The organism is Actinomadura meyerae (genome assembly GCF_900188445.1).
In the GTDB taxonomy this organism is placed as follows: domain Bacteria; phylum Actinomycetota; class Actinomycetes; order Streptosporangiales; family Streptosporangiaceae; genus Spirillospora; species Spirillospora meyerae.
Map to the genome: position 1 here is coordinate 1 of NZ_FZOR01000041.1, position 24,284 is coordinate 24,284.

At 71.7% G+C, this 24,284-nt stretch carries 23 protein-coding genes; 10 read left to right on the forward strand and 13 right to left on the reverse strand.

Annotation, left to right across the window (positions count from 1 at the left end; all coding sequences use genetic code 11):
• Both CHF16_RS31300 and CHF16_RS31305 read right to left on the reverse strand, forming a co-directional pair.
• Positions 1 to 301, reverse strand: a 301-nt coding sequence (locus CHF16_RS31300; protein ID WP_143228185.1) for a helix-turn-helix domain-containing protein, incomplete at its 3' end; no start/stop codon positions are given.
• Positions 302 to 758: 457 nt separating this feature from the next.
• Positions 759 to 1,139, reverse strand: a complete 381-nt coding sequence (locus tag CHF16_RS31305; protein ID WP_218826930.1) for an SET domain-containing protein-lysine N-methyltransferase — start codon at positions 1,137 to 1,139, stop codon at positions 759 to 761.
• Between the two features lie 194 nt (positions 1,140 to 1,333).
• Between CHF16_RS31305 and CHF16_RS31310 the strand changes: the two genes are divergently transcribed.
• Positions 1,334 to 1,573 carry a hypothetical protein gene (locus tag CHF16_RS31310; RefSeq protein WP_089329771.1) on the forward strand — a complete coding sequence of 80 codons (240 nt, stop codon included), beginning with the start codon at positions 1,334 to 1,336 and terminating at the stop codon, positions 1,571 to 1,573.
• 181 nt (positions 1,574 to 1,754) lie between these two features.
• On the opposite strand, the gene CHF16_RS31315 is transcribed toward CHF16_RS31310, so the two are convergent.
• The 4 genes from CHF16_RS31315 to CHF16_RS31330 form a co-directional block, all read right to left on the reverse strand.
• Positions 1,755 to 2,234 carry a hypothetical protein gene (locus CHF16_RS31315; protein ID WP_089329772.1) on the reverse strand — a complete coding sequence of 160 codons (480 nt, stop codon included), beginning with the start codon at positions 2,232 to 2,234 and terminating at the stop codon, positions 1,755 to 1,757.
• Positions 2,231 to 4,888 (reverse strand): CHAT domain-containing tetratricopeptide repeat protein, encoded by a 2,658-nt coding sequence (locus tag CHF16_RS31320; protein ID WP_089329773.1) that lies wholly within the window; start codon positions 4,886 to 4,888, stop codon positions 2,231 to 2,233. The genes CHF16_RS31315 and CHF16_RS31320 overlap by 4 nt, the downstream gene beginning before the upstream one ends.
• Positions 4,881 to 5,999 (reverse strand): tetratricopeptide repeat protein, encoded by a 1,119-nt coding sequence (locus tag CHF16_RS31325; RefSeq protein WP_089329774.1) that lies wholly within the window; start codon positions 5,997 to 5,999, stop codon positions 4,881 to 4,883. The genes CHF16_RS31320 and CHF16_RS31325 overlap by 8 nt, the downstream gene beginning before the upstream one ends.
• 242 nt (positions 6,000 to 6,241) lie before the next feature.
• Positions 6,242 to 6,895: an SDR family NAD(P)-dependent oxidoreductase gene (locus CHF16_RS31330; protein ID WP_089329775.1), complete on the reverse strand. Its 654-nt coding sequence runs from the start codon at positions 6,893 to 6,895 to the stop codon at positions 6,242 to 6,244.
• Between CHF16_RS31330 and CHF16_RS41635 the strand changes: the two genes are divergently transcribed.
• From CHF16_RS41635 to CHF16_RS31360, 6 genes are all read left to right on the forward strand, one after another.
• Entirely contained in the window at positions 6,882 to 7,031 is a 150-nt protein-coding gene (locus tag CHF16_RS41635; RefSeq protein WP_245869589.1) for a winged helix-turn-helix transcriptional regulator, read from the forward strand. The genes CHF16_RS31330 and CHF16_RS41635 overlap by 14 nt on opposite strands.
• 136 nt (positions 7,032 to 7,167) lie before the next feature.
• On the forward strand, positions 7,168 to 8,205 hold the full coding sequence (locus CHF16_RS31340; protein ID WP_089329777.1) for a hypothetical protein: 1,038 nt from the start codon (positions 7,168 to 7,170) through the stop codon (positions 8,203 to 8,205).
• 77 nt (positions 8,206 to 8,282) lie between these two features.
• Entirely contained in the window at positions 8,283 to 8,642 is a 360-nt protein-coding gene (locus CHF16_RS31345) for a PadR family transcriptional regulator (RefSeq protein ID WP_089329778.1), read from the forward strand.
• Positions 8,642 to 9,466: an ATP-binding cassette domain-containing protein gene (locus CHF16_RS31350; RefSeq protein ID WP_089329827.1), complete on the forward strand. Its 825-nt coding sequence runs from the start codon at positions 8,642 to 8,644 to the stop codon at positions 9,464 to 9,466. The genes CHF16_RS31345 and CHF16_RS31350 overlap by 1 nt, the downstream gene beginning before the upstream one ends.
• Entirely contained in the window at positions 9,466 to 10,194 is a 729-nt protein-coding gene (locus CHF16_RS31355; RefSeq protein WP_089329779.1) for an ABC transporter permease, read from the forward strand. Before CHF16_RS31350 ends, CHF16_RS31355 begins: the two co-directional genes overlap by 1 nt.
• A gap of 78 nt (positions 10,195 to 10,272) precedes the next feature.
• On the forward strand, positions 10,273 to 10,671 hold the full coding sequence (locus tag CHF16_RS31360) for a hypothetical protein (RefSeq protein ID WP_089329780.1): 399 nt from the start codon (positions 10,273 to 10,275) through the stop codon (positions 10,669 to 10,671).
• 13 nt (positions 10,672 to 10,684) lie between these two features.
• Here CHF16_RS31360 and CHF16_RS31365 read toward each other — a convergent pair whose 3' ends face one another.
• The gene (locus CHF16_RS31365) at positions 10,685 to 12,013 is read right to left on the reverse strand and encodes an aKG-HExxH-type peptide beta-hydroxylase (RefSeq protein WP_089329781.1); all 1,329 of its coding nucleotides are present in this window, start codon (positions 12,011 to 12,013) and stop codon (positions 10,685 to 10,687) included.
• A complete protein-coding gene (locus CHF16_RS31370; protein ID WP_089329782.1) occupies positions 11,982 to 13,280 on the reverse strand; it encodes an FxsB family cyclophane-forming radical SAM/SPASM peptide maturase in 1,299 nt (432 codons plus the stop codon). The genes CHF16_RS31365 and CHF16_RS31370 overlap by 32 nt, the downstream gene beginning before the upstream one ends.
• A 137-nt stretch (positions 13,281 to 13,417) precedes the next feature.
• Between CHF16_RS31370 and fxsA the strand changes: the two genes are divergently transcribed.
• Complete coding sequence (gene fxsA / locus CHF16_RS31375) at positions 13,418 to 13,606, forward strand: FxSxx-COOH cyclophane-containing RiPP peptide (RefSeq protein ID WP_089329783.1); 189 nt, start codon at positions 13,418 to 13,420, stop codon at positions 13,604 to 13,606.
• A 32-nt stretch (positions 13,607 to 13,638) separates the two neighbouring features.
• On the opposite strand, the gene CHF16_RS31380 is transcribed toward fxsA, so the two are convergent.
• From CHF16_RS31380 to CHF16_RS31385, 3 genes are read right to left on the reverse strand one after another with little or no spacing between them, the layout of a single operon-like run.
• Complete coding sequence (locus CHF16_RS31380; RefSeq protein ID WP_179271790.1) at positions 13,639 to 14,553, reverse strand: toll/interleukin-1 receptor domain-containing protein; 915 nt, start codon at positions 14,551 to 14,553, stop codon at positions 13,639 to 13,641.
• A gap of 23 nt (positions 14,554 to 14,576) precedes the next feature.
• The gene (locus CHF16_RS40555) at positions 14,577 to 15,656 is read right to left on the reverse strand and encodes a hypothetical protein (protein WP_179271791.1); all 1,080 of its coding nucleotides are present in this window, start codon (positions 15,654 to 15,656) and stop codon (positions 14,577 to 14,579) included.
• Positions 15,657 to 15,666: 10 nt separating this feature from the next.
• Entirely contained in the window at positions 15,667 to 16,692 is a 1,026-nt protein-coding gene (locus CHF16_RS31385) for a toll/interleukin-1 receptor domain-containing protein (protein ID WP_179271792.1), read from the reverse strand.
• A 456-nt stretch (positions 16,693 to 17,148) separates the two neighbouring features.
• On the opposite strand from CHF16_RS31385, the gene fxsT reads away from it, so the two are divergent.
• Both fxsT and CHF16_RS31395 read left to right on the forward strand, forming a co-directional pair.
• Positions 17,149 to 20,994 carry an FxSxx-COOH system tetratricopeptide repeat protein gene (gene fxsT, locus CHF16_RS31390; protein WP_089329786.1) on the forward strand — a complete coding sequence of 1,282 codons (3,846 nt, stop codon included), beginning with the start codon at positions 17,149 to 17,151 and terminating at the stop codon, positions 20,992 to 20,994.
• A gap of 43 nt (positions 20,995 to 21,037) precedes the next feature.
• A complete protein-coding gene (locus CHF16_RS31395; RefSeq protein ID WP_089329787.1) occupies positions 21,038 to 22,048 on the forward strand; it encodes a hypothetical protein in 1,011 nt (336 codons plus the stop codon).
• Positions 22,049 to 22,055: 7 nt separating this feature from the next.
• Here the strand turns inward: CHF16_RS31395 and CHF16_RS31400 are convergent, their stop codons facing one another.
• Both CHF16_RS31400 and CHF16_RS31405 read right to left on the reverse strand, forming a co-directional pair.
• Positions 22,056 to 22,958, reverse strand: coding sequence for a DUF4231 domain-containing protein (locus CHF16_RS31400; RefSeq protein WP_179271793.1), 903 nt, complete (start codon positions 22,956 to 22,958; stop codon positions 22,056 to 22,058).
• A 29-nt stretch (positions 22,959 to 22,987) separates the two neighbouring features.
• Positions 22,988 to 24,235, reverse strand: coding sequence for a hypothetical protein (locus CHF16_RS31405; RefSeq protein ID WP_089329789.1), 1,248 nt, complete (start codon positions 24,233 to 24,235; stop codon positions 22,988 to 22,990).
• Positions 24,236 to 24,284: the final 49 nt, after the last annotated feature.

Genomic DNA, 24,284 nt, shown 5'->3' on the forward strand with positions numbered 1-24,284 from the left:
GGGTCAGTTCGTCGGTCTCGGCCTTGCGCAACGCGGCCCCGAGCTTGGGTGAACGCGCCGACAGCAGCGCGACGATCTCCTCGACGTAGCGCCAGGCGGTGGCCACCGACACCCCGAAGCCCGCGGCGGCCTCGACGAACGTCTCGCCCTTGCGCAGATGCACCAGCGCCAAGAGGGCCTGCTGGCCGGGGTTCAGCAGCCGCCATCGCGACCTGATCGCCCGGCGATGGCGGCGGACGATCCCCGCCACGTACTTCAGCGTCGGGCGCGACAAATCCACGGCGGCACGGTAAAACAGCATGCAGAAGCTCCTGGTGAGACGGTGTGGTTGTGGTGATCAACCCGTCTACCAGGGGCTTCTCTGCGTCCGAGGAGACTCCATCAACTCGCGATCATGCTGTGATCAATCGACCCGCCCGAGGATGAAAAAGGGTCAGTGGGCTCGGCCTGGCAAGTCGGGAGCCAAAACACCACTATGCCACTACGGCTACGGCAAACCCTCAGCATGACGCGGCAGACATCTTCGTTTAAGGTGTCGGTGGCATGCGCTAACGGTCGTGGTTGCCCCGGCAACACGGCCGCGCACGGTTACGGGATTGGGAAGCGGGCCGGGATCGTTAGTTGGCAGCGGTGGGTGGCGGGGTTGTGCGTGCAGCCATGCGCGCGGTATTCCGTAGGGGGTACACCGTAGACCGGCGCGCGATCCCGTTCCGGCAACCCGTATCGCCGCAGCTTGAAGACCTTGAGGGGTACGGCTCCTACCCGCGGGCAGGCGGCGAGGGGCTGAACCAGAGGGGATTGGTGCCGCCGCGGGTGTAGTCGACGGTGATCTCATCGCCGGGGCTGACCTGCCGGGTGGCGATGATGTCGACGACGGCGGCGCCGAAGTCCTTGTGGTAGCGGGCGTTGGCGGCGGTGTCGTGGTTGTAGAGGCTGCCGTAGCCCAGAGCGATCGCCGCGGCCCCGGCGTCCCAGTCGAAGTAGTAGTCGTACAGCATGGTGCGGTCCAGCCGGGCGACCTGGTCGGGCGGGACGAGAAGGACCGGGCACCGCTCGATGAGCTGTCCGGCGGTGAACGCGCGCCGGGCGAACACGCCTCGCCCGTGCAGCCGGGACAGGTGCAGGCGAGCCCGACTCACCGCTGTCGCTGACAGACACACGAGATCGGCCACCAAAGGCGGCAGGAGGCAGAACCACGAGGTCATCAGGAGGTCACATGACAGCGGCGAACAGGAAGGCGGGCCAGGACGGCGGCCATCTCGGGCCCGCCGTCCCACCAGGCGGCGCAACTCGGGGAACGGCTGTCCGCAAGCCGACACGTCGACTTCCCGCCGTGATCGTCGCACTCGCCGCGGCCACCGCCACGCTGCCGATCGGAGGGACCGCATCCGCCGCCGGGCCGCCCGGAACCACCGCGCCGGACCCGGGCGAGACCCGCACCGCCAGCCCCACCGGATGGCGGTCCGCGTACAACAACCGATGCGTGGACGCCGACCTCGACACGATCGGCGGCAACGGCACCAAGGTCCAGTTCTGGGACTGCAACGGCCAGCCCCAGCAGCGCTTCTACTGACGCCCCGAGCGGCCGGTCGCCTTCGCATCGGTCGGGCCGGCCGTACGCCGGAGTTCCGGATCCGTGACAGCGATCCGGAACGTCCGGGTGCCGCTCTTGCACGGGTCAGCGGGTGCCGGTAGTGGTCACGTCCTGGAGGGGCGCAAGAGTTGATCTTCGCGTGATCCTGTTCGGAAACCGGTCAGGACGAATCGGGTGGGGAGCCCAGGACGCGGGTGACGATCTCGGCCAGATGCCGCAGGACAGACGCGGGTACGGGCTGCTTGTCGAGGCGGAAGTCGAACTCCCAGCCGCCGTCGCGGCGCCGCACCCGAATGCTGATCTTGGTTTGCAGCCAGGTGACCAGGGCCGCGATGACCACGAGGGCGGTGGCGGCGGCTTCGGTGCCGAGCTGCTCGTCGGCGGGCGGATCGGCGAGGACCGCCGCGGCCGAGGCCGAGGTGTCCGGGTCGGCCGCCAGCTCGGCGAGGAGGGTCCGCGCGGCCTGTTCATCGAGCCTTTCGGGCAGGGCGGCGGAACGGCCCGCCGCGGTGAGCAGCGCGGCCAGGAGTGCGCGGGCCTCGTCCTCCTCGGCGGGGACGTAGTCCTGGTCTGCGGACAGGTCCTCGGTGAGCTCCTGCAGCGACAGCAGGACGGAGCGGTCGGAAAGCGGCAGGGTCATGACGGACTCCAGCTTCCGAAGAGGGTGAGCGCGGCCCAATGGTAGGGGTGGGCGTGCCAGGGACGCGCGGGATTCTCGATCATCGCGCGCTGGGCCGTCCAGAGTGAGCGCCACAGCGGTTGTGCCTGGCCGCGGTACGTGGCGGCGAGGAGGAGGCGCGAGCTCTCCTCGGCGACGTCCCACAGCGGCGCGATGACGGTGCGGACGCCTGCGGTCAGCAGGGCCTGGGCCAGGCCGGTGACGTCCTCGGCGGTTTCGGTGTCCTGCGCTCCGGCCGAGCAGGCGCGCAGCGTCATCAGTTCGAGCTGGACGTGGGCGGCAGCCAGGTCGCGGGGGGTGAGCAGGTGGTCGTGACGGATGTGCACGGGTTGTGCCGAGGGATGGCGGGTCGGGCGGCTGCCGGCATGGGCGACCAGGAGGCCGGAGTCGAGGTGCTCGCGCGAGTCGAAGTAGCCGTGGCAGGTGAGGTGGGCGGTGCGCGCTTCGCGGAGCGCGGCGAGGATCGCCTCCCTGGTCGCCTCGGTCCCGGTCAGCTCGCGGACCTCTCGCCCCGTCCCGTCGAACAGTTCCCCGTCGCGCTCCAGCAACTCGGGCACGAGGTCCTCGCGGGCGGCGACCCCCGCACACAGCACCGGGCCGTCACCCGGCTCCGGGGCGGCCGAGCCGGAGCGGACCACCGCGGTCGCGCTGAGGACGTACACGAGCGCGTGGCTCAGAGCGAGCGGCCCCCCGTCGGGGGTGGGCAGCGCCGCCAGCGGCAACCTCAGCAAGGGGCCGTGGGGTGCGACGAGCAGCAGGTCCCTTCCGGCCACCGTGTCGATCCAGGGTTCCAGAAGAGCACTGAGATCTTCGAGGAATGCCAGGTCACGCCGCCAGGGCCGGCGTGGATGCAGCGGCGCCAGCGGCGGGAAGTCGTCGGGTGCGCCGTTGAAGGTGCGTTCGAGGCGGGTCGCCGCCTCTGCGATCCGCGCTCGTCCGATGGGGACCGACCACATCGCCAGGTGCCCGGTGGCGGGGACGAACACGAAGACGGCCGTCGCGTCCGCGCCGCAGAGGAAGGAGACGAACGCCGCCTCGTTCTCGCCGGCCAGCCGCTCTCGCAGTGCCGCGAAACTGACCGGGTCGTCGCTTTTCGCCTCCTCGTGCAGGTCGAAGGCCAACTCGACGGGAGAGGCGCCGCCCGGCAGCAGCAGCCGGTCGCCGTGCTCGGCGAGCAACGCGATCAGCCGTTCCCAGACCCTGTGGTGGGTGCGGACGACCGCGGCCCGGTCGGTCGCCTCCAGCAACTCCCCGCGCGACCGCCACAGCAGGTCGAACGCCTCCTGGCGGCCCGCCGGTTCCTCCGCCAGCAGTTCGGCCAGGTCGAGGGCGACGCGCAGTGCGTCCTGGCGGCCTTGGCCGCGTTCGTGGATCCGGCTGTGGAGGACACCGCGCAGGTCGTCCTCCGCTCCGGCACGGTCACCGCGCGCCCTTTTCAGCCGGGCCTCGCCGAGGGTGAAGGAGATCACGCCCTGTGCGCCTCCGTTGATGATGAGGCCCTCGAAAGCCGTCGGGTGGTGGCTCAGCAGGTCCGTCACCTCGTTGCCGCGCTCGTACCGGTCCGCCAGAGACCGCCGGACGAACGACCGGGTCCGCCCGTCGCTCCCTTCCCCCACGCGATAAGCGTTGAGGTAGGCGTTCGCGGCGTCCTGGTAGCGGCCCTCATCGGCGGCGAGGTCCCCGAGCCCGAACATGGCGATCGCGTGGCTGATGCCTGTCGCCCCGTACTCCCCGCAGATCTCGAGGACGCGTGTGTAGCAGGCCCGGGCAGTCGCGGCGTCGGACATCCCCGCGATGTTGTTCAACGAGGCGACGATCTGCCCGGGGTTCCCCGCGTCCGTGGCCCGCTGGAGCAAGCGCCGGAACTCGCGGACGGCCGTACGGGGCCGTCCGGACTTGGAGTACGACGCGGCGAAGTTGGTGAGCGCCTCGAAAGCCATGCCCTCGTGACCCGCCTCCCGCGCGAACTGCGCCGACGCCGCGTAGCAGGCGCGGCCGAGTTCGTAGGAGCCGACGTCCTCGTGGAGCAGCCCCTCCATGTTGGAGAAGCGGGCGGCGGCGTACAGACCCTGCGGCCGGTCGAGGAGCAGGCCGGGCGGCGGCCCATCGGCGCTCCGGTACACGAGGATCTCCAACGCCTCGGCCGACCTGCCGAAGCCGCGCAGCGCGTCGGCGAGCATGTGCCTGGCGGCAGCGGCGTCGGCGTAGTGCTCGGGCCGGAGCGGAAGCGCGTCGGCCTGCCGCACCAACGCCAGCGCCTCGTCCACCTGGTCGCGGCGGGCCAGCTCACCGATGGAGGTCTCCAGGACGTGACGCCGGTCGTCCTGCTCGGTCAGCTCCCGCCGCAGGTCCAGGTCGTCCGTGCTCCGGGCGTTGCGAGCGGCGGTCCGCTCGATCACCGGCCGCTGCTCCATGACGTGCCTCAGCACCAGGGCCGCCAGCCGCGCTTCCGCAGGCCGTCCGCCATCGACAAGCCGGTCCCGCCGCTCGGTCAGGTCGGCGACCAGCGCCCCGAACGTGTACGGCTCCCGCTCGGTGACGAGCGTGGTGATGATCTCCGTGACGGAAGCGGCGGTCATGAGCCGCTCGGCCAGCCGCCGGTCGACCTCACTCAAACCGCACCCCCACGGTCTCCATCGCCAGGACGACGTCCTGCCGGTCGGCGTCGGTCCTCGCCGTGTCCCAGGCGAGCGCGAAGTGCTTCCGCGACCTGCCCAGGTCGCGGGCGAACGCATAGAACTGGCCGAGGTGGAAGTGGGTCTCGTGCGGGATCTCCGCCTCCGCGGCGAGCGCGTCGGCGATCGCTCTGCCCTCCGCGTAGTCCTTCCGCCCCATCGCAGCCAGCATCAGCCCGATCCGGTACTCGTGGTTGCGCGGGAACCGCCGAGCCAGGCGGCGCAGCTCGGCCATCGCTTCCGGATCGCCCTGCAAAGCCTGCTGCACCACTTCCCGGCTGCGCCGCCGCCAGGCTCGGATCCGGGCTTCGTGCTCCGGACCGTGCTCGCGCATCAGATCGAGCACCGGCGAGTGCGGAGCACGTCGCTCCAACTCCGCCAAGATGCGCTCGTATTCGCCCGGGTCGCCGGCGTTCAGCAGCGCCGCGGCGAACAGTTCGAGCGCGGTCGGGTCCTCCGGCGCCTCGCGGTGGGCGTCGCGCGCGGCGTCCAGTACCTGGTCCGGGGTGACGTCACCGTCCGGCACGGCGGCCAAGCCCGTCAGGATCCGGACCAGCCTCTTGCGGTCGCCACTCTCGGCGACCCCTAGGGATATCCGTTCGCGCAGCGCCGCGGCCTGGTGCTCGAGCAATTCCCGGTTCTGCGCCGCTTCCCGTTCGGCCTGCGCGTACTCCGCGCGCCGCCGTTCCGCCAACGCTCGTAGTTCGGGATCGGCCGCTCCCGCGACGGCCGCCTCGAGTATCGCCGCGACCCGTCCGACCACCGGCACAGCCGACAACTCGGCCTGGGCGAGATTGAGCAGGGCGATCGTGTCGTCCGGATGTTCAGCGACATGTGCCCGCAGCACATCGGCCGCTTGCTCCGGGCGGCCCGCCATCGCCAATCCGACCGCGAGCCGGTTCACGCCGTTCGCTCCCGCGCCGGCGGCCGCGTTCTGCAGGCGTTGCAGCAGCCGTTCCGTCTCCGCGGCAGGTGCCCCCCGCAGGCGTTCGAGGACGCCGTCGTCCTCCCGATCCGATCTGAGCAGCCAGGTCCATTCGAGACCAGCCATGTTCCCTCCAGGGGCACATCGCGTCCCCCCAATTCTCTCGGACCCGCTGCGCTCTGTCCTCGCTTCCGCCGCTCACGCGCAGCCCGATACGGCCGGGAATGATCGGGAAACGACACCACCGAAGAGGCCTTCGGGAGGACCATGTGGTCCCGAGAAATGGCGTGGCAATGTCGCTGACTTCGGAAGACGTCCGTCAGTTCGCCGCTCTGACGGCTGCCGCAGTAGAGGGGGCGGAAGACCGGTCAGGCGTTGAAGACGGCCTCGGAGCGGTCGCGGCGTTCGTGCAGGTCCCAGTACAGGGGTGCGATCTGCTCGGGCGTGGCGGTCGGGCTGCCTTCCGGGGCGTCCACGACACCCTCGCCGATCCAGGCGTTGATCGCCACGTGCCCGGCGTACACGCCGGTGCCCGCCAACTCCTTGTTCAAGTTGATCACCCAGTTGCGCAGTGCCGCCTGGGCGGCGTTGGCGTTGCCGAGCATCGGCAGCGGGTCCACCGAGCCGCCGCCGGTGGTGAACAGCAACGTCCCGGTGCCGGCCTTGCGCATGGCGGGCAGTACCGCCCGGGTCGCCGCGACGGCGCCGTAAAAGCCGTATTCGATCATCGGCTGCAGATTGTCCACCGTGACCTGCGAGGGAGCGGCCATGGTGAGGCCGGGGACCGGGGAGTGCGGGGCCAGCGAATACTCCAGCACGTCGATGCCGCCGAAGCGGGCCTTGGCCGCGGCCAGGGCATCGGTCAGTGATGCGCGATCGAGGATGTCGGCGGGGAACGCGGCGGCGTTGATGCCTTCCCGGCCGAGCCGGCCGACCAGCGTCTCCAGCTTCTCCTTGGTGCGGGCGATCAGGGCGACGTCGAAGCCGCGGCCGCCGAAGGTGCGGGCGATGGCCAGGCCCATGCCACCGCGCGTGGAGTATGCCCTCACTCCGCTGGGCCGCAGCCTCCACCAGGTCGTCACGTCCCTGATCACCTGGGTCGCGGACCACCACGACCAGATCCGTGAACACCGGTCCACCACCGCCCCCGCCCCGTGATGTCCAGCGGGCCGCGGGGCCGAGGAGACCGCCCGACGCGGCCCGAAAGGGGATTACAGTCGGGCGGATGTCACTGACGCGGTTGGCCGTGATCGATGATGGTGAACCGTTGAGTTTCGCGGGGCCAGGAGCGGACGTGGTCAGCGCAGGCGGCGCCGATGTCGCCGTCGGACCGGACGGGACCGTGATCGTCGCGGCGGCCGGGGACGACCTGGCGACCAGCGGGGTACGAAACCGCGACACGTTCGCGCTCGTGGGCCCTATGCCGGGTGAGCTCGCCGCCCGGTTCCTGGGTGGCTGGTCCACCGAACCGTGGCTGCGATCCGGGTCCGAGTCGCAGCCGATCCACCTGTTCGTCCGAGTCCGGGAGGGCGCCCTTTATCTGGGCACGGTCGAGCACTCGCAGAGCGGTTGGGGCACTGCCCCCTACACACTCGAGGACTGCATGCTCCGTCTCGACCCGCCCCTGGACGTCGACGTGCTGGACCAGGTGCGTCCACCGAGCCCGACGCCCGGAGCCTTGCCGGGGCTGGAGTGGCTTGACCACCTCGACCGAGACCGCACCACCGCGCTACGGATGTTCATCAAGAGCTGGTACCCGGCTCCCGCCGAGGAGTCCGCACCCGCCGCGGCGGGCGAGGTACCACCCGCACTGGCGGAGTTCTACCGGCTCGCCCACGGACGCCCGCACATCCTGGGCAGGCAGAACTTCATCCGCCCGTCCACGGACCTGCACTTCGACGAGGACGGACTGCTGGTGTTCGGCCACGAGAACCAAGGGGCCTTCTACTGGGCGCTCGACCCGGCCGGAGACGACCCGGCGGTGTGGACCATCGAGCCGCCTACGCCCCGGCAGGCGGAGCACGAGCGGCTGAGCGGCTTCCTGGTCCAGTTCTCGCTGCACGAAGCCTTGATAAGCGCCCCCTACATCGCCACGACCGAGCCGATCCCGCGGCCGCTCGCCGATCTGCTGACCGACACGATGCGTCGAGTACCGCTCAACGCGTGGCTGTGGTCCCAGTACGAGACCTCCTTCTACGTCGCGCCCGGCTTGATCGCCCGCGTCAGCGACCAAGGCGACGGCCATTGCGGTGTATGGGTCGGTGCCGTGCACCGCAGCCTCCTGCGGCCGCTCGCGCACCTTGGTGTGCCGTGGCGAAGCTTTGACGGGTGAGCCGCCACAACGCGCAACGGCCATGGTCGCTAGTTGGTAGTTAGACTAGGGACTGGTAGTCAGTTAGGCTACTTACCATGCCACGGAACATTCCGCAGCAGTGGCTCCATGGATTTCTGGACGTGTGCCTGCTGTGCCTGCTCGCTGACCGTCGGGACTACGGGAGGGGGCTGGTCGAGCGCCTCGCCGAAGTGGGCTTCGACGAGGTTCCCGGAGGGACCCTGTATCCAGCTCTCTTGCGGCTGGAGAAGCAGGGGCTCGTGCGGACGGAGAAGGAGGTCTCGCCGTCCGGCCCGCCGCGGAAGTACTACGAGCTCACCGACCTCGGCTTGGCCGCTATGCACGAGCGGCGCAGTGCCTGGATGCAGTTCCGCGCTGCGATGAGCGCCGTGGTCGAAACCCCGACCGGGACGCACGCGCCGTCAGGGGGAATGTGATGCACGACGCCTGGGGAGCGCTGCTCTACCGGCACCTGAAAGACGCCGGGATCGAGGAAGCCGAGGCCGGTGATCTGACCAACGACGCACTGGCCGAGGCGGCGGCCGCCGGGGTCGAGCCCGGTTCGATGTACGGGCCGGCAGTGTCCTATGCGGGGGCTCTGGCCCGGACTGTGCGGCAGGCCACGAGGCATGCGGCGCCACCGCCGCGCAGGCGGGGCGCGGTCGTTCTTCGTCTGAGGGACGTGACCAAGCGCTATCGACGGCGCCAGGTGCTGCGCGGGGTGAATCTGGATCTGCACGCGGGAGAGGTCGCCGCGGTCGTCGGAGCCAACGGCTCGGGCAAATCGACGCTTCTCAACATATGCGCGGGGCTGACTCGCGCCTCGTCCGGGACGGTACAGCGCACTGAGCGGATCGGGTACGCGCCCCAGCACGACGGGGTCGCCCCCCTGCTGACCCCGTCGGAGCACTTCAGGCTCTTCGGCGCCGCCTACCGGATGAACCCCAAGGAAGCCGTCTCCGTCGGTTCCCATCTGGCCGCCCAGCTCGGCTGGTCTCCCCGGAAGAACGTGATCGCCTCCCATCTCTCCGGTGGGACGCAGCAGAAGCTCAACGTGGTTCTCAGCGAGTTGAACCGTCCTGAACTCATCCTGCTCGACGAGCCCTATCAGGGCTTCGACCAGGACTCCTACGTCGATTTCTGGGACCAGGTCTTCCGGTGGCGCGACGGAGGCGCCGGCGTGCTGGTCGTCACGCACATGCTCCACGACCTCGACCGTGTCGACCATGTTCTGGAACTGCAGCCGATAGGCGAGAACTGATGCTCCTGACCGTTGCCTCCATCAGCCTGCAAGAGATGATCCGCCGGCGCGTGGCCCTGCTGTTCGTCTTCCTGCTGCCGCTGGTGTTCTACCTGGTGCGCATCGACGTGCACTGGCAGGCGATCCGCTTCCTGTCCATCGGTGTGGGCTGGGCGGTCGCGACACTGGCCCTGTTCAGCCATGTCGGAGCGCGCCGCCTCGACCAGCGCCTCAGCGTGATCGGAGCATCGCCGACCGCCTTGTTCTTCGGCAGGCAGCTGGCGCTCGCGGCCGTCGGCGTCCTCGTCGCCGGGGTCTACTTCGGGCTGGTCGCCGTGACCCAGGACGATCTGCCGCGGCTCGCCGGAGTGGCCCTGCTGCTGGTGACGACCGTGCTGATCGGCGCGCCGCTGGGCGCGCTCGTCAGCCTCGCCATCTCCCGGGAACTCGAAGGCGCCCTCGCGCTGCTCTCCATCATGGCCCTGCAGCTTCTGGTCGATCCGGCCGGGGCGACGGCCAAACTCCTGCCGCTGTGGTCGACCCGGGAGCTGACGGCGTACGCGATCGAGGAGCACGGGTCCGGCAGCCTGAGCAGCGGGACGAGCCATTTCGCCCTGATGATGACGGTGTGCGTGCTCATCGCCTGGGGCGCCAGCGTCCTCCGCCTCAGGGCCATCCGCGTCGGCCCGGTACGGGTGCAGGAGCCGCCCCACACCGCCGCTCGAGTATCTTACTCTCAGGAGAGATAGTTTCAGACAAGATTTTCTTATATGGTATCCATGGGCGGCTTGCAGTGCACGATCACCGATCGCTGTAGTGGAGGAGACATGCCTGCTCACGGCTCCGCGCGCACCGGCGCGGACCAGGCCGCTCAAGTGCCCGCGACCGTCAACTGGGCGCTGGCCTGCATCGGGGTACTGCTCGTCGGGCACGTGTTCGCCTGGCTGTACCCACCGCAGGGCCTGACGGACGTCTTCCATCTCGTCTGGGGCGTGGCGTACGCCTGGCTGGCGCTGCTCCTGCGGCGGCCGCGCCCCTGGGCCAGGGCCTGGCTGACGGGCCTGCTGGCGGTCCAGTTCACCGGAAGGTTCGTTGTCTTCGCGGTCAACGACGACGACGTTCTGCTCCGCACGCTCGTCGTCATCGGCTGGCTGGTGACGCTGGCCGTCTTCATCCTGCTGTGGTCGCCCGCCTCGAACCGGTACTTCGCGTCCGCTCGGGCCTGATCCGGCGGGACGGTCAGCCAGGGTTGCGCGGGGCCGCGAGGTGGTGGCCGTGGCGGCGGAGCCAGAGGGCACGGTGGCGGGCGGCCCGGCGCCGGGCCAGCCGCATCGCCGGAGCGGGCACCGGTTCGCGGCCCCACAGCCGCAGGGTCTCCAGCATGCCGCCGGCGAAGCCGGCGCCGGCCGGTGTCAGGCCGTCACCGTCGAGAAGGCTTTCGGACGCGACCAGCGCCGCCGTGCGCCAGCGTTCGAACTCGGTGTGCGCGTGCATGTCGCCCGGCCGCCGGCGGCGCTCCCTGCGCCAGAAACCCGCCACGCCGAGGTGGGCGTAGGCGCCCTGGAGCAGGCCGTAGACCGGGCGCGGGTCGTCCCGCCACGGCGCGTAGTACCGGCGGTCATGGCCGGGACGGATCATCGGGACCGCCTCGATGAGCGCCGCGAGCTTCGCGTGCTGGACCTCGTGGGCCATGATCAAGGCCAGCTCACGGGCCTCGCCGGTGGTGGAGAACGCGAGACTGCCGTGCGCCTCGCGGGAACTGGCGCTGACCTGCCCGGTGCGGGGGCCGGTGAGCGGCGTCACCGCGCGGATGCCCGCGCCGATCTCCGCGGCGGTGGGGCCGTGGCGGAGCACCAGGATCCGCCAGGCCGCCGCGAGGTCGTCCTTCCACCGCGCGAGTTCGGGCTCCGGGAGCCGGCCGCGCACCGGCATGCCGGGGAGGCGGTACGGGTCGAGGTCGTCGAGCAGCACGTCGAGGGTCAGGCCGGCGGAGGACACCCTGAGGCGGCGCAGCCCGAGCCAGCCGGGCGCGTCCGACTCCGGATCCGCGGGGATCGCGACCCGGGTACCGGACGCCTCGACGAGCCCCTGGCCGGACGCCACCCGTACCGTCGCATGCGAGACGGGGCCGAGCACGGCCATGCCCAGAGACGGCAGCATGAGCCGCCCATCCGGCGCCGGGACGCTCACGGTGGCGCGGGCACCGGCGCGGACCGCCGCCGCGGCGGCGAGCGCGCTCAGCCGCTCCAGGCCGCCGTACGAGCGGTGGAGCCGCGCGTCCCGGATCGCGCGGCCCGCCCACGCGCCGACCGCGGGGTGGCAGATCACCTGCCGCACCGCCTCCGGGTGGACGGCCTGCAGGTCGGCGAGCATCTCGTAGGCCGCCCCGACCCGCCCCGCCGTCCGGGGGTCGCCGGACGCGCGCGCCGTCTCCGCCACGCCGCGCACCAGCAGCAGGTGCCGGCTGGCCTGGATCCCGCCGAGCATGCGCATCGCGGCGACGCCGCCACCGCCCGCGGCCAACTCCCGGAGGAGGTCAGCCGGCGGCCGGTGGTAGCGGATCTCCATCGCGCGCCTCTCGTCTCGCGGCCATGCGGGAAAGGTCGGAGGCGACCCTGGCACGGATGTGCATGATGAGCCGGAGAAGGTCAGGGCAATACACCGAGGGGTTGAGGAAACCGTTCCCGTCCCGGTAGCGGTGCGCGTAATGCCCGCCGCCGCACACCTTTTTCACCGGGCAGGACGAGCAGACCGGGCACAACGCGCGCAGACCGATCTGGCGGGCCGCGACGAACGGCGAGAGCAGCACCTCGTCGAACGAGTCGGTGAACACGTGCCGCCCCGTTTCGGGCGCGCCCGGGAATGCGGATTTGAGGCTGTCGGACTGCTCGATCGCCCCGTCGGTCTCGATCACGACCACGCCGACCGGGGACAGCCCGATCGCCTCGGTGGTGGACGCTCCGCCGAGCAGGAGCTGGAGGATCTCCTCGAAGAGCCGCACGCCCGTCTCCCGCCGCGGCGCCGCGTACCAGCGGTCGAACACCGCGGCCAGCCAGTCGCCGTACGGGGTCTCGCCGCGGTCGCCCCGTCCGGGGGGCGGCTCCGACCAGTTCGCGTGCGGTAGCAGCAGGTCGATGGCGGGCGGGCCGTGGCTCAGCAGGGCCTCGTAGGTCTCCACCGGGTCGTTGCGCGGGTCGACCGTGCACAGCAGCCCGGCGAACAGGTGGCGGTAGGGGCCGGAGGAGAGCCGGCCGAGCGCCGCCTCGACCTCGGCGTGGCTGCCCCGCCCGTCGGCGTGGCGGCGGTGCCGGTCGTGGGCGGCCGCGGTGCCGTCCAGGCTGACCCCGACCCGGACGTCCAGCTCGTCGAACAGCGCCAGTTCGCGGGTGCCGAGCCGGACGGCGTTGGTCTGCACGACGGCGCCCACCCGGTCGCGGCCGTCCGGGCCGGGGCCGGCAGCCCGGCGCACCGCGTCGCGGGTCGCGCGGACCGCGTCGCCGAGCAGGCCGGTCCCGGCCAGCAGCGGTTCGCCGCCGTGCAGGACGAGCGTGACGGCGTCGAGGTCGTGCGCCCGGACGTGGTCGGCGATGCGTGCGGCGGCCCGGCCGAGGACCTCGCGGGACATGGCCCGCGGGCGGCCGCGCCAGCTCTGGTCGCGGAGCTCGTAGACGTAGCAGTGGTCGCACGCGAGATCGCAGCGGCTGACGATCTTCAGGACGAACTCGCGGAACGGGGTCGGCCGCCAGCCGCCGTCCAGCAGCGCGCGAACGTCCAGCCCGGCCGGCCAGGCGTCGCCGAACGGGGGGTGCGGCGAGGCCCGAGAAGAGATTTTCATTGTCATCCGGATCCGTATCCCGGCACGGCGGCGGCCGCTTCGCCCTTCGTTCCGGGCGAAAACGGACCGCCCCTTACCCGATAGTCCGTCGCGGTGAGCCCCCACCACAAAATAACATCTAATTCGGAGGTGCACCCATGCCCGATCACGGAGGCGACTCGCCCGATCTTCTGCTCGATGTCAGCGCCATCCCCCTGCATGCCTTGGATGATCTCGGAGATTCCGTGCTGGCACGCGCCCTGGACCGCTTCTTTGTGTCACTTGACACAAACTCATTCGATGCGGTCGCCGCTTTCCAGTCCGCGTTCGAGGACGATATGCAATGACGCGTTAATGCGCCGCGCCGCCGGGGGCCGGGTCAGGGGTAGCGGATGGCCCTGATCTGCCGGATGAGCTCGCCGGCGCGCGGCAGCGCGGGATCGTTCTCGGGCGCCTGGGCCAGGAGGGCGTCCGCGAGGGCGTCGAGCATCGACGCGTCCTCGTGCCGGAGAGCACGCTGGACCAGGTTGACGAGCCGGTCCCTCGTGCTGCTGCCGCGGATGTCGAGCATGCCCACATCGTCCTCGATCAGCCGGATCAGCCCCCCGACCTCGCCCGACCGGATGGGGTCCACCATGTACAGGGCGTTCACGAGGCGCCCCTTGAGCTGTATCGGCACGCGCCCGGGGGTCGCGATCGGGGCCGGCGGCGGGGAGGCCGGTGCCGAGGCGTCGCCGAACGCGGGCGGCACCGCGCGCGCCTCGGCCTCGCCGAGCGGCGGCAGCGCGAGCGCGTCGGCCTCGACGATCCATCGCGCGATCTTGCCCACCGCGCCGCGGTACCGGTCGCCGCCCGCTCGCTTGAGGTCGATCAGCAGGTCGTCGCCGAGGCTCCGGTGGGTGCTGTGGAGCCGGGCCACCGCGGCGGGCGGCTTCGTCGCCCCGGACCAGCGCAGCGGCATCAGGCAGCGGGTGCGCGCCGTGCCGGGCGGCGCGTTCAGCCGCTCGATCCGCGCGGCGAAGATGCCCCATTCGCGGCCGCACCAGCGGCTCCTGCCGTAGTCGGCGGACAGCAGCGCGATCATGGAGCGCGCGGTGCGGGCCCGCTCGATGAGGACCCGTTCCCAGTCGTCACCCGGATACAGCCCCTCGCGGTCGAGGAAGCCGGCGTCCTTGCGGTCGCGGCCGAGCAGCAGCCGGACCTCCACGTCCAGATCGTCGAAGAACCCGGCGACGAGGTCCTGGTCCACGTGGCGCGCGTAGCTGACGAAGAAGGCGTAGGGCGTCTCGGACATGAGGCTCCAGAGGTCGCGAACGATCAGGGATAGCGGATGCGCTTGATCTGGTCGATGAGCTCGGCGACCCGGGACACCCCGGGCTCGTTCTCGGGCACGACGAGGCGGAGGGCTTCGAGCATCGCTTCGAGCATCCGCGCGTCTTCGTGCCGGAGAGCGCGGTTGGTCATATTGACGAGTGTCGCCCGTGGTGCGGAGCGCCGGACGCCCAACTTCCCGAACATGTCTTCGATCTCCGCGACCCATTCGGAGAGTTGATCGGAAAGAGGCTGAACCTCCTCCAGTGCGTTGACGAGCTGGGTCTTGTACGCCATCTCCACCTTGGGAGGCGACGGCCGCTCGGCCACAACCGGCTGCTCGCCCGGGGGGCGTGGCTCGTCCGGGGGAGGACGACGCGGAGGCGGCACGGTCGCGCCGAGGGCGGGCATGCGGCGGCCCAGCCTCATCAGGGCGAGGCAGGTGTCGACGTCGATATCCGGTTTCCCCAGCAGCAGGTCGCCCAGTTCGCTGAGCAGCGCGGGCCGGTGGCCCACCGCCTCGGCGAGCCGTTTCGCCCGCGCCGGGTCCAGCTCGGGCGCCTTCCGCATCAGCAGGATGATGGACTCCGCGAGGGTCAACGGGCCCAGCGGGAACGTCCGGACGCCGGGCACGCCCCGGTCGCGGGGCCCATGGGCGCCATGCGAGGTCAGCAGCACGTGCGCCGGTCCGTCGGGCAGGTGCCCGTCCAGGTCCGCGGCTGACCGCACGCCGTCGTACACGCTCAGCCACCACCGCTCCGTCCCGGCGGCGTCCCCCGCCTGCTTCCGGAAGGCGTCCACCTGCGCGTCGAGGCCGTCCTCGGCGCGGCAGTCGAACCACCAGATCATGGTGTAGCGCTGGCCGAAGCGGTGGCAGTACTCCAGGGCGAACGCGGACTTGCCGGACCGCTCCAGCCCGTCGCCGTCGACGACCAGGACCCGCTCCGTGGCGAGCAGTTCACCGACCTGCTCCAGCTCGTCGTCGCGGCCCGTGAAATGGGGGTCGCGCGGGCCGCGGCGGCAGACCGGCGGAGGCGTGCCGGGGAGGCGCAGCGGTTCGGGCAGGCTCGGGGAGTAGAGGGTCATGGGGCCGCGGTCAGGCAGGGCGTCTTCGGACCGCGTCGAGGAACGTCCTGATCACCGCGTCGCTGAGGCCGTGCATGCGGATGGCGCGTTTGCTGAGGCCGCCGGGCAGGGGGCCGCTGTCGACCTGGACGGGGATCACGGGGACGCCGCTTCCCGGCGGCGCGGTCAGGGCCTCCTCCCAGCCGAGGTCCTCCTCCCGCACCAGCGCCTCCATGTGCGGGGCGACGTAGTTCTGCGAGAGCACGGCGACGACGCGCTCACCGCTGCCGCGGGCGCGGTCGACGGAGACGCGCAGGGGCTCGCTGCGTCCGGCGTTCCAGCGGACGAGTTCCACGTCGTAGTCGTAGGTGCGCAGCAGGTTGCCGAGGTACTCGGCCCAGGGCAGGTCGGCCCCGACGTAGCTGATCGCCACGGTGCGCGGCGGGTCGTCGGCCTCGGCGCGCACCGCCACCGGCTCGGTGGTGCGGTCCGCGGAGCGGACGCCGAACGCGGGCCCGGTGGCCGCGGCCGCCGCGGGGTCGAGCGGTGCGAGGCCGGCGCTCTCGGCGTCGAAGACCCGCGCCGCGATCGCGCGCACCACGGCGTAGTAGCCGTCCTCCCCGTCCAGCCGATGGGTGCGCATGAGCTCCAGCACTCCGGCGCGGGTGGCCGGCTCGATGGCCGCGGCGGTCCAGGCCTCCGGCATCGGACGCATGATCGTCGGCACGTCGGCGGCGTCGATCGGCCGCCACCGGACGGGTATGAGGCACAGGTCGCGCGCAGGCCGGTGGGTCGCGAGCCGCTCCTCGAAGATCGCCCATTCGCGGCCGCAGTGCGGATCCCGGAGGTAGTCGGCGGAGATCAGCGCGACCATCGCCGCGGACTCGGCCGCGCCGTGGACGTCCGCGCCCCCGGCCTCGGCCAGCCATCCCTCGGCGAACAGGCCGCGCCGGACGCGCACCTCGCGTTCGAGGTCGGTGTGGAAGCGGCCGACCCACGCCCTGTCCGCACCCCGGGCGTAGCTAGTGAAGAAGTAGGTCTTCACGTCACCTCGCATGCGCAGAACACCTCTGCCCGGGGCGAGCCCCGCGCGGAGTCCGGGACGGAGGGTCGGGGACGGCCGTTGACTTTTCGTTCTCATCGTAAGGGATGAGACGCCGATGGCCGCCCCGAAGTGCGGAGAAGACCATTGGCGGGTCATAAAAGTCTGGCCATCACCGCACATCAGCGATCTAAACCAGCCCAATTCGGCCTGATGCGGTCATGTTTCACCGGTTTTGGGACAGCCCTAAACTGGGCTCACGTGATCGTTTGAATGAATGTCACGCCAAGAGGTGAGGCAGGGGCGCAGAGTGGATATACCATGTGCTATCCGTAGCATTTCTCAGCGGTTGTACACTTGTGTCCCAGAGTGGGGGCTAGGGTGACTCCACGGCGCGAAGAGGTGCCCGCCGCGGCATCCAGCGGAAAGATCGTCGCATTCCACGGCGGACAGCCGGGAATCGGCTGCTCCATGGCACTGGCGAACACGGCGTGGATTCTGGCCGACCACGGCCACAACGTGCTCGTCGCCGACTGGGCCATCGGCGCGCAGCGGCCTTCTGTCGATCAATATCTCGCCGGATTCTTTCCCAGCGAGGAGATCCCCGATGAGCAGCCGGGGATCTTCGATGTCGTGCGGGATTACTGGGACGTCGCGCGGCACGACTCCGCTCGCGATTCCGATCTCGGCGCGCTGTGGGAGCGGCACGGGCGGATCGGCGGGCACATCCTGACCCTCGGCTGGTCCCCGGCCGGGCTCGATTCCGGCCTCGCGGGAAAGCTCGCCTACCTCGGCCCCGGCCGGCGTTCCGACGACGGGTACTGGGCCGAGACGGAGAGCTTCGACTGGAAACTGTTCGTCGAGAGCCGGCCCGGCCGCCACTTCCTCGCATCGCTGCGCACCGAACTCGCGGAGAGCGGGTACGACTACGTCCTGCTCGACAGCCTCTCGGGGCGGCCCACCGTCACCCAGCACGGCGTCACCCACCTCGCCGACGTCCTGGTGGCCTGCTTCAAACTCGGCTACGCCCAGGAGATCAAGATCGCCGCCGAGCTGACGCGGACGCTGCGCCGGCTCACCGAGCGTCGCCCCGAAGGCCCGGTCCGGGTGCTACCCGTGCCGATGTGGGACGACCGGAACACCCTCGACGGCATGAAGCGCTTCGCCCGCAACCGGTTCGACCCGCTGCTCCAGGTGCCCGGCGAGGGCGAGCGGGCGCGGTACTGGGCCAACGTCACCGTCCCGGAGTCGCCCTACTTCCGGCGGCACCCGATCATCGCGGCCATCGCCGAGGACCCCGCCCAGCCGGGGACGGCGCTCAAGGCCTACGAGGCACTCGCCCAGGCCATCACCGGGGACCCCGCGACCAAGGCGAAGGCGCGCCCGGAGCCGGACCGGATGGCGCTGAAGCGTTCCCTGACCGCCCAGCCCGCGGCGGCCATGCAGGACGTGGCGATCCTGTCCTGCGTGGCGGACGGCCCCTGGGCGGACTGGATCACGTGGGTCCTGCGGAGTGCGCGGGTGCGGGTCAGGCCGTACGGCACACCGGGCTCGCCCGTCGAGACCACCATCGTGCTGCTCTCGCCGGACCTCGCGGAGGCGCCCGAGTTCGACGAGGCGTGGCCACTGATCGCGGACCTGAAGGCGGGCTCCCGCGCACGCGACGACAAGCGGCTGATCGGCGTCCGGGTCCGGGAGGGCGCGCTCCACGAGTCCCTGGCCCTCGCCGTCGACGTCGACCTGGTGCCCCACGGGGCCGACGCCGCCGCCGTGCGGCGGAAGCTGCTCACCACCTTCACCTGGCTGGACCAGCTCGAGCCCCGCGACGTGGACGCGCCGGACGCGCCCCGCTTCCCGAAGCGCCCCCCGCGTGTCCGGGAGGTCAGCGCGCCCGCGAAGAACTTCGTCGGACGGGACGGCCTTCTGCGCGACCTCCGCGACGCGCTCGTGCGCGACCGCGGCACCGGGCGCCCCACGGTGCTCACGGGCACGACGGCGATCGGGAAGAGCAGCGTCGCCGCGATGTACGCGTGGCTGTACGCCCACGACTACGACGTGATCTGGTGGATTCCCGCCGAGGACGCCCACCAGGTGCGGACCAAGCTGGCGGAGCTGCTGCCGCGGCTGCGCGAAGGCGCCCCCACCGACGCCCACGACGCCGTCGACCAGGTCCGGCGGGCACTGGCGGCCGGTGACGGCCCGGACCGGTGGCTGCTGATCTACGACGGCGCCGACGACCCGCGCGGGCTGGACGAGCTCATGCCGACCGGTGGGCCGGGCAACGTGCTGGTGACGTCCCGGCACGAGGGCTGGGCCTCGGCCGGGCACACCGTGCTGCCCGTCGGCCGCTTCGAGCGCGCCGAGAGCATCCGGCTCTTCCTGTCGCGCATCGGGGACTCGGACATCCCCAGGGTTCTGGCCGACCGGGTGGCCGAGCGCCTCCACGACCAGCCGCTCGCCATCGACCAGGCGGCGGGATGGGTCGCCACGACCTGGTCGGCGGCGCAGAGCCAGGAGGATCCGCCCACGGACCGCACGCCCAGGACGCTCGTCGACGAGTACCTCGACAAACTCGGCGGCAGGGACGAGATCACCGTTCCGGCCGGCGAGGAGCGGCCCGTGGAGCTCTCCCTGGACCGCCTCGCCGGCGAGCGGGCGGCGGGGCTCTGGCTGCTGCGCGTCTGCGCGTACCTGTCGCCGGACGGTGTCGCGATGGAGCTGGTCCGCTCCGCCGGGATGCGCGAGGAGGTCGGGAGGCACGACCCGGCCCTGGGTCTCGACGTCACCGTCGACGAGGTCGTCCAGACGCTCAAGCGCTACTCGCTGATCCGGGTCGACCAGCAGCTCGGCCGGCTGTGCGTGCACCCGCACACGCTGCGGATCGTCCGCGACCGGATGACGGCGGAGGAGCGGCACACGGCCCGCGCCTCGGCGCAGGCCGTGCTGGCGGCGGCCGTGCCCGGCGACGAGGCGTCCGGCGCCCTCCGGGAACGGCGCCACCGGGAGTTGCAGCGGCATGTGGCGGCCTGCGAGCTCGGCGACACGGTGAAGGCCGCCGACCCGGTGCGCGCGTGGGCCGTCCGGCAGGTCAGGCACCTGTACCTGACCAACGACTGGCAGGTGGCCGCCGACCTGGCCGACCAGTTGCGGGCCCGCTGGACCGACGACTTCGCGGAGGGCGACCGCTACCGGCTCGAGCTGCTCGTGGAGCTCGCCAACGCGCTGCGCGAGCTGGGCGACTACGCCCAGGCCGCCCACTGGGACGAGGAGGCCGGGCGGCTGCGCGAGGAGCACCTGCCGGCCAACCATCTGCTCGGCCTGAAGATCCGGCGGGCCGCCGGCGCGGACCTGCGCACCCAGGGGCGGTTCGGCGAGGCGGCGCGGCTGGACGAGCGAACGCTGGACGAGTTCCGCCGGCGGCTCGGCGAGGAGCACCCGGACACGCTGCGCGAGGCCAACAACCTCGCCGTCTCGTTCCGGTTGACCGGCGCGATCGAGGCGGCCTTGGAGCAGGACCGCTCCATCTACGAGACACGGCGCCGGGTGCTGGGCGAGCAGGCACCGGAGACCTGGCACACGCTCGTCATGCTCAGCATCGACTACCGGGAACTCGGCGACTACGCCAACGCCGTGAGCCATCTCGAGGAGGTGCTGGGCGAGCTCCGCTCCAGCGGGAGGGACAACACTCCCGCGGCCCTGCGGGCGGAGCAGGCCCTGGCCGTCACCCGGCGGTACGCCGGCCAGGCGGAAGAGGTGCTCGAGTCCCTCACCGGCACCTGGCACCGGAGCCGCGAGTTCTACGGTCCCCGCCACCCGGCCACGCTCTCCTGTGCCGTCAGCGTCGCGGCGACCCAGGCGGCTTCCGGCCGGACCGCGGACGCACTCGACCGCGGGCGGCTCAACCTGCGGTTCTACCGGGAGGGCTTCGGAGAGTCGCATCCGTTCACCCGCGCATGCGAGGCCAACCTCTCCGTGTACGCACGCCTGTGCGGACAGCTCGCCGAGGCCCTGCCCTACGCCGAGAAGGCGTGGCGGGCGCTGCACGAGGACGTCAACGTCGGGCCGAAGCACCCGTTCACGCTCGCCGCGGAGATCGGGTACGCCAACGCCCTGGCCGCCGTGGGAAGGGCAGACGCCGCATGCGAGCACGAGCGCCACGCCTACGCCGGCTACAGCGAACGGCTGGGAGAACGGCACCCGCTCAGCCAGATCGCCTACACCAACCTGCAGGTGACCGAGGACGCGAAGACCGGGGCCGACACCGGCCTGGACAGCGGCCTGCGCAGGGACATCGACATTGAGATTCCGTCGACGTGAGAAGCGTGGGAAAAGGGCGCGGCGACGCGGAACGGGGTATGTGATGACGACAGAGGTCCCCGAGAACGGCAACGGGCCGAGGCTGAAGAAGACCGAGGGGCAGCCGAACCGGTCGGCGGCCGGTCTGGAGAGGCTCAAGGACCTGGCCTGGCAGACGCTGAGGACCCGCAGGGTCCAGTACGTCGCGTACTACATCCAGGGCAACCAGCAGTTCTGGCAGGACACCTTCGACTCCGACGACGAGCCCGGCATCGACTCCCTGGACGACGCCAAGCGCAAGCGCGAGTCGCTGCACACCAGCGGCCAGCAGCTGCACTACGTCGTCGCGCGTCTGGACAAGGCGTTCGTGCCGGTCCGGAGCGGGCGCCTGATCCGGTGCGTGTTCGACGTCGGCGACGGGGCGCTCTTCTACCATTCGCCCTTCGCCGGGGAGTACCTGGTGGGCGCGGCTCTGGCGGAGACACCGGCGGACGAGGCCGACGCCGCCATGGGGCACCTGTGCGACCTGGTGCGGCTGGCCCGCGGCTACGGCGGCCACCTGAACCCGGGCGGCATGCACAGCGAGTACGACGTGGACGTCGAGGAGGCCGACCTGGCCGACGACGAGCCGTACATCGAGGAGTCCGGGCTCGACGGGGCCCGTGCGGAGCTCGCCGGCCACTTCCGTGCCGCGCTCAGCCCCGAGGCGCTGCACTTCGTGACGTACCTGGAGGGCGCCGAGCCGGTCCGGTCGGCAGACCTGCTCCGGCATCCGAAGCTGGCGGCGCTCACCGTCGACACCGACCACGACGAGCGCAGGAAGCACTACGAGCGCATCGGCAAGCTGACCTACATCACCAGCCACCGGCTGGACCGCACCCTCCTCCCGCTGCTCGGCGGGACGCTGCGGCGCGTGGTCCTCGACGTCGAGGCGGGCGCGCTGTACTACCGGCGGCTGGGAAGGGACGCCGCCCTCATCGGCGTGACCCTCGACCAGGCCAAGGTCGCCGTGGCGGAGGCGACGATGAACACGCTCGCGCAGGCGATCGCCGACCTGGAGCCCCGGCCGGAGTGAGCACGAGTCAGGGCAGGGCGGGGGCGTCGTTGCCGGAGACCTTGGCCATCCACGCCTCGTTCTGAGCGGAGATGACGAGCTCGCATTCGGCGACGAAGGCATCGTCGTCGGCGGTGGACGGGGCGTTCCGCTCGCGCCGGGCCAGCAGCCGGGTGAGCTGCTCGGCGGTCCGGGTGTACTCCAGTTGCCGGTACTCGTACTTGGCGGCGGCGGCGTGCGTGCCGACCGCGGCGGCGAGCATCGCGAACACGGCGACCCACGCGGCGATCTCCCCCACCTGGAAGGTTCCCGCGACCGCCCCGGCGACGGCGCCCGCGGCGCCCAGCGCGGCCTCGATCCGGCGGACGATCCGGACGCTGCGGCCCATCCGCAGCGCCTTGGGCCGGTAGTAGCCGTCCAGCTGCCCCTGGATCCGCTCGGTGACGTAGGAGCCGATGCCGGAGACCGCGGGGGGTGTCCGGGTGACCGGCTCGATGCCGGTGAGGCGGGGAAGCAGGTCGGCGCCGTCGGCCTCGATGCGTTCGGCCTCGTCCAGCAGGGGGCCGGGGCCGGTCGCGCCCCGGTACCTCCCCACCCCCGCCAGGTGGACGTACACCTCCGATTTCAGCGCCTCGGAGATGGAGCGGAGGCGCGTCCAGTCGCGGACGGCGTCCGGACCCGCGGACCGCGCGGTGAGCGGGACGAGCGCGGCGGCGACGGCGGCGCCGAAGGCGAGGAGCTCGCCGAGCAGCCCGAAGTCCATCGTCTGGGCGGCCGCGGCGCCCATCACCGCGGCGGCCGCGCCGAGCACCAGGCTCGCCAGCCGGGTCCGGCCGATCAGCCGGTTGAGCCGGTCGGCGGACTGCGACCAGACGCTCTGCCGGTCCCAGACCCGCTGGACCTCCGCGGGTCCGGTCGCCTCGCCCTGCATGCGGTCGCCTCCCTGCTGCGGCTGGGCTGTCATCGGTCGGCGCGGGGCGCGGAGGAGTGGACGGGCTGCTCGTCGCCGGGCCCGGGTGGAGCCGGCGCCATCCGCGCCGCCCTCACCTCCGGGGCGCCGGCGCGGGTCGTCCGGCGGGACGGGACCGGCCGGACGAGCCGGTCCCGGACGGCCGCCCACGAGCCGGCGCGCGCGTAGCCGGCGTTGGCGAGGGCGTGCAGCGCGTTGATGACGACGATCGCGGGCGCGACGGTCGCCACCACGCCGGGGAACAGCGGGGTGAGCAGGAGCGCGAGGACGATCGCCGTGATGCCGTTCTGCTGCGCGACCGCGAGCTGGGCGCGGTCGTCGGCGTCCTGCCCGCGCGTCAGCGGGAGGCTGACGAGTGCGTGCGCCGCGAACGCGGTCACGCCGAGCACGATCCCGGCGGCGAACAGCACCCGCACCGACAGCAGGAAGCCGACGCCGAGCACGGCGAGCACCAGGGCGGCCTGCGTCAGCTGCCCGAGCCGGCGTTCGAACGCCTCGGGGGCCCTGGCCAGGACGGGTCGGACGAAGAGGCCGACGAGCGCCACACCGAGCATCCAGAACTGGGACACCGCCACGACGCCGGCGGCCAGCAGCAGCCCGCAGCCCGCCGCGAACCCGGCGACCGTGCCCGGACGCCACTTCCGCAGCATCCACCACGCTCCGCACACCACCGCGGCGAAGGCGACGTTGGCGGCCACCCCGAGCAGGAAGCCGCCCAGGCCACCGCTCTGGAGCGCGGCCAGCTCGCCGGTGCGGTCGAGGTCGTAGGCCGCCACCGACAGCGTCGCCGCGTAGACGGTCAGCAGCGTCGTCACCGGATCGTCGAACGACGCCCACGCCAGCAGCAGCGTCTTGCCGCGCGGGGACAGCCGCGAGGAGTGCTGGAGCGCGGCGACCGAGAGCGGGTCGATCTGCGCGACCGCCACACCGAGCACCAGCGCCTCGGGGCCGGGGAACAGCGCCACCATGACCAGCGTGATGATCGTGGCCTTGACCAGCACGCCCACGGTGACCGCGAGCACCACGACACGCAGGTCCGCGCGCATCCGCGCGTGCTCGATCCCGTGGGTGCTGCCGTAGAGCCCGATGGCGAGCAGTGCCGAGACGGCGAGGAAATACGGCTGGCCGTTGACCAGATTTTCGACCCGTCCGGCTCCGGCGGCGCGGCCGGCCGAGACGCCCAGCGCGATAATGGCGAGTGCGACGACAAATCGCCGGGCCGCCGGGCCGCGGACCATTCTTGGCGGTCTCATTCGGGATGTCCCCTGTTCATAGCCCGTGGCCGCC

What these genes read in the sequence shown, in the direction of transcription:
- CHF16_RS31365 (WP_089329781.1), bottom strand. Translation starts at nt 12,013, where the DNA reads ATGGAGATCCGCTACCACCGGCCGCCGGCTGACCTCCTCCGGGAGTTG.
- CHF16_RS31315 (WP_089329772.1), bottom strand. Translation starts at nt 2,234, where the DNA reads ATGACCCTGCCGCTTTCCGACCGCTCCGTCCTGCTGTCGCTGCAGGAG.
- CHF16_RS31325 (WP_089329774.1), bottom strand. Translation starts at nt 5,999, where the DNA reads ATGGCTGGTCTCGAATGGACCTGGCTGCTCAGATCGGATCGGGAGGAC.
- CHF16_RS31350 (WP_089329827.1), top strand. Translation starts at nt 8,642, where the DNA reads ATGCACGACGCCTGGGGAGCGCTGCTCTACCGGCACCTGAAAGACGCC.
- CHF16_RS31400 (WP_179271793.1), bottom strand. Translation starts at nt 22,958, where the DNA reads ATGCAGGGCGAGGCGACCGGACCCGCGGAGGTCCAGCGGGTCTGGGAC.
- CHF16_RS31355 (WP_089329779.1), top strand. Translation starts at nt 9,466, where the DNA reads ATGCTCCTGACCGTTGCCTCCATCAGCCTGCAAGAGATGATCCGCCGG.
- CHF16_RS31405 (WP_089329789.1), bottom strand. Translation starts at nt 24,235, where the DNA reads ATGGTCCGCGGCCCGGCGGCCCGGCGATTTGTCGTCGCACTCGCCATT.
- CHF16_RS31360 (WP_089329780.1), top strand. Translation starts at nt 10,273, where the DNA reads ATGCCTGCTCACGGCTCCGCGCGCACCGGCGCGGACCAGGCCGCTCAA.
- CHF16_RS41635 (WP_245869589.1), top strand. Translation starts at nt 6,882, where the DNA reads ATGGCCAGGCCCATGCCACCGCGCGTGGAGTATGCCCTCACTCCGCTG.
- CHF16_RS31385 (WP_179271792.1), bottom strand. Translation starts at nt 16,692, where the DNA reads ATGCGAGGTGACGTGAAGACCTACTTCTTCACTAGCTACGCCCGGGGT.
- CHF16_RS40555 (WP_179271791.1), bottom strand. Translation starts at nt 15,656, where the DNA reads ATGACCCTCTACTCCCCGAGCCTGCCCGAACCGCTGCGCCTCCCCGGC.
- CHF16_RS31330 (WP_089329775.1), bottom strand. Translation starts at nt 6,895, where the DNA reads ATGGGCCTGGCCATCGCCCGCACCTTCGGCGGCCGCGGCTTCGACGTC.
- fxsA (WP_089329783.1), top strand. Translation starts at nt 13,418, where the DNA reads ATGCCCGATCACGGAGGCGACTCGCCCGATCTTCTGCTCGATGTCAGC.
- fxsT (WP_089329786.1), top strand. Translation starts at nt 17,149, where the DNA reads ATGGCACTGGCGAACACGGCGTGGATTCTGGCCGACCACGGCCACAAC.
- CHF16_RS31395 (WP_089329787.1), top strand. Translation starts at nt 21,038, where the DNA reads ATGACGACAGAGGTCCCCGAGAACGGCAACGGGCCGAGGCTGAAGAAG.
- CHF16_RS31345 (WP_089329778.1), top strand. Translation starts at nt 8,283, where the DNA reads ATGCCACGGAACATTCCGCAGCAGTGGCTCCATGGATTTCTGGACGTG.
- CHF16_RS31370 (WP_089329782.1), bottom strand. Translation starts at nt 13,280, where the DNA reads ATGAAAATCTCTTCTCGGGCCTCGCCGCACCCCCCGTTCGGCGACGCC.
- CHF16_RS31380 (WP_179271790.1), bottom strand. Translation starts at nt 14,553, where the DNA reads ATGTCCGAGACGCCCTACGCCTTCTTCGTCAGCTACGCGCGCCACGTG.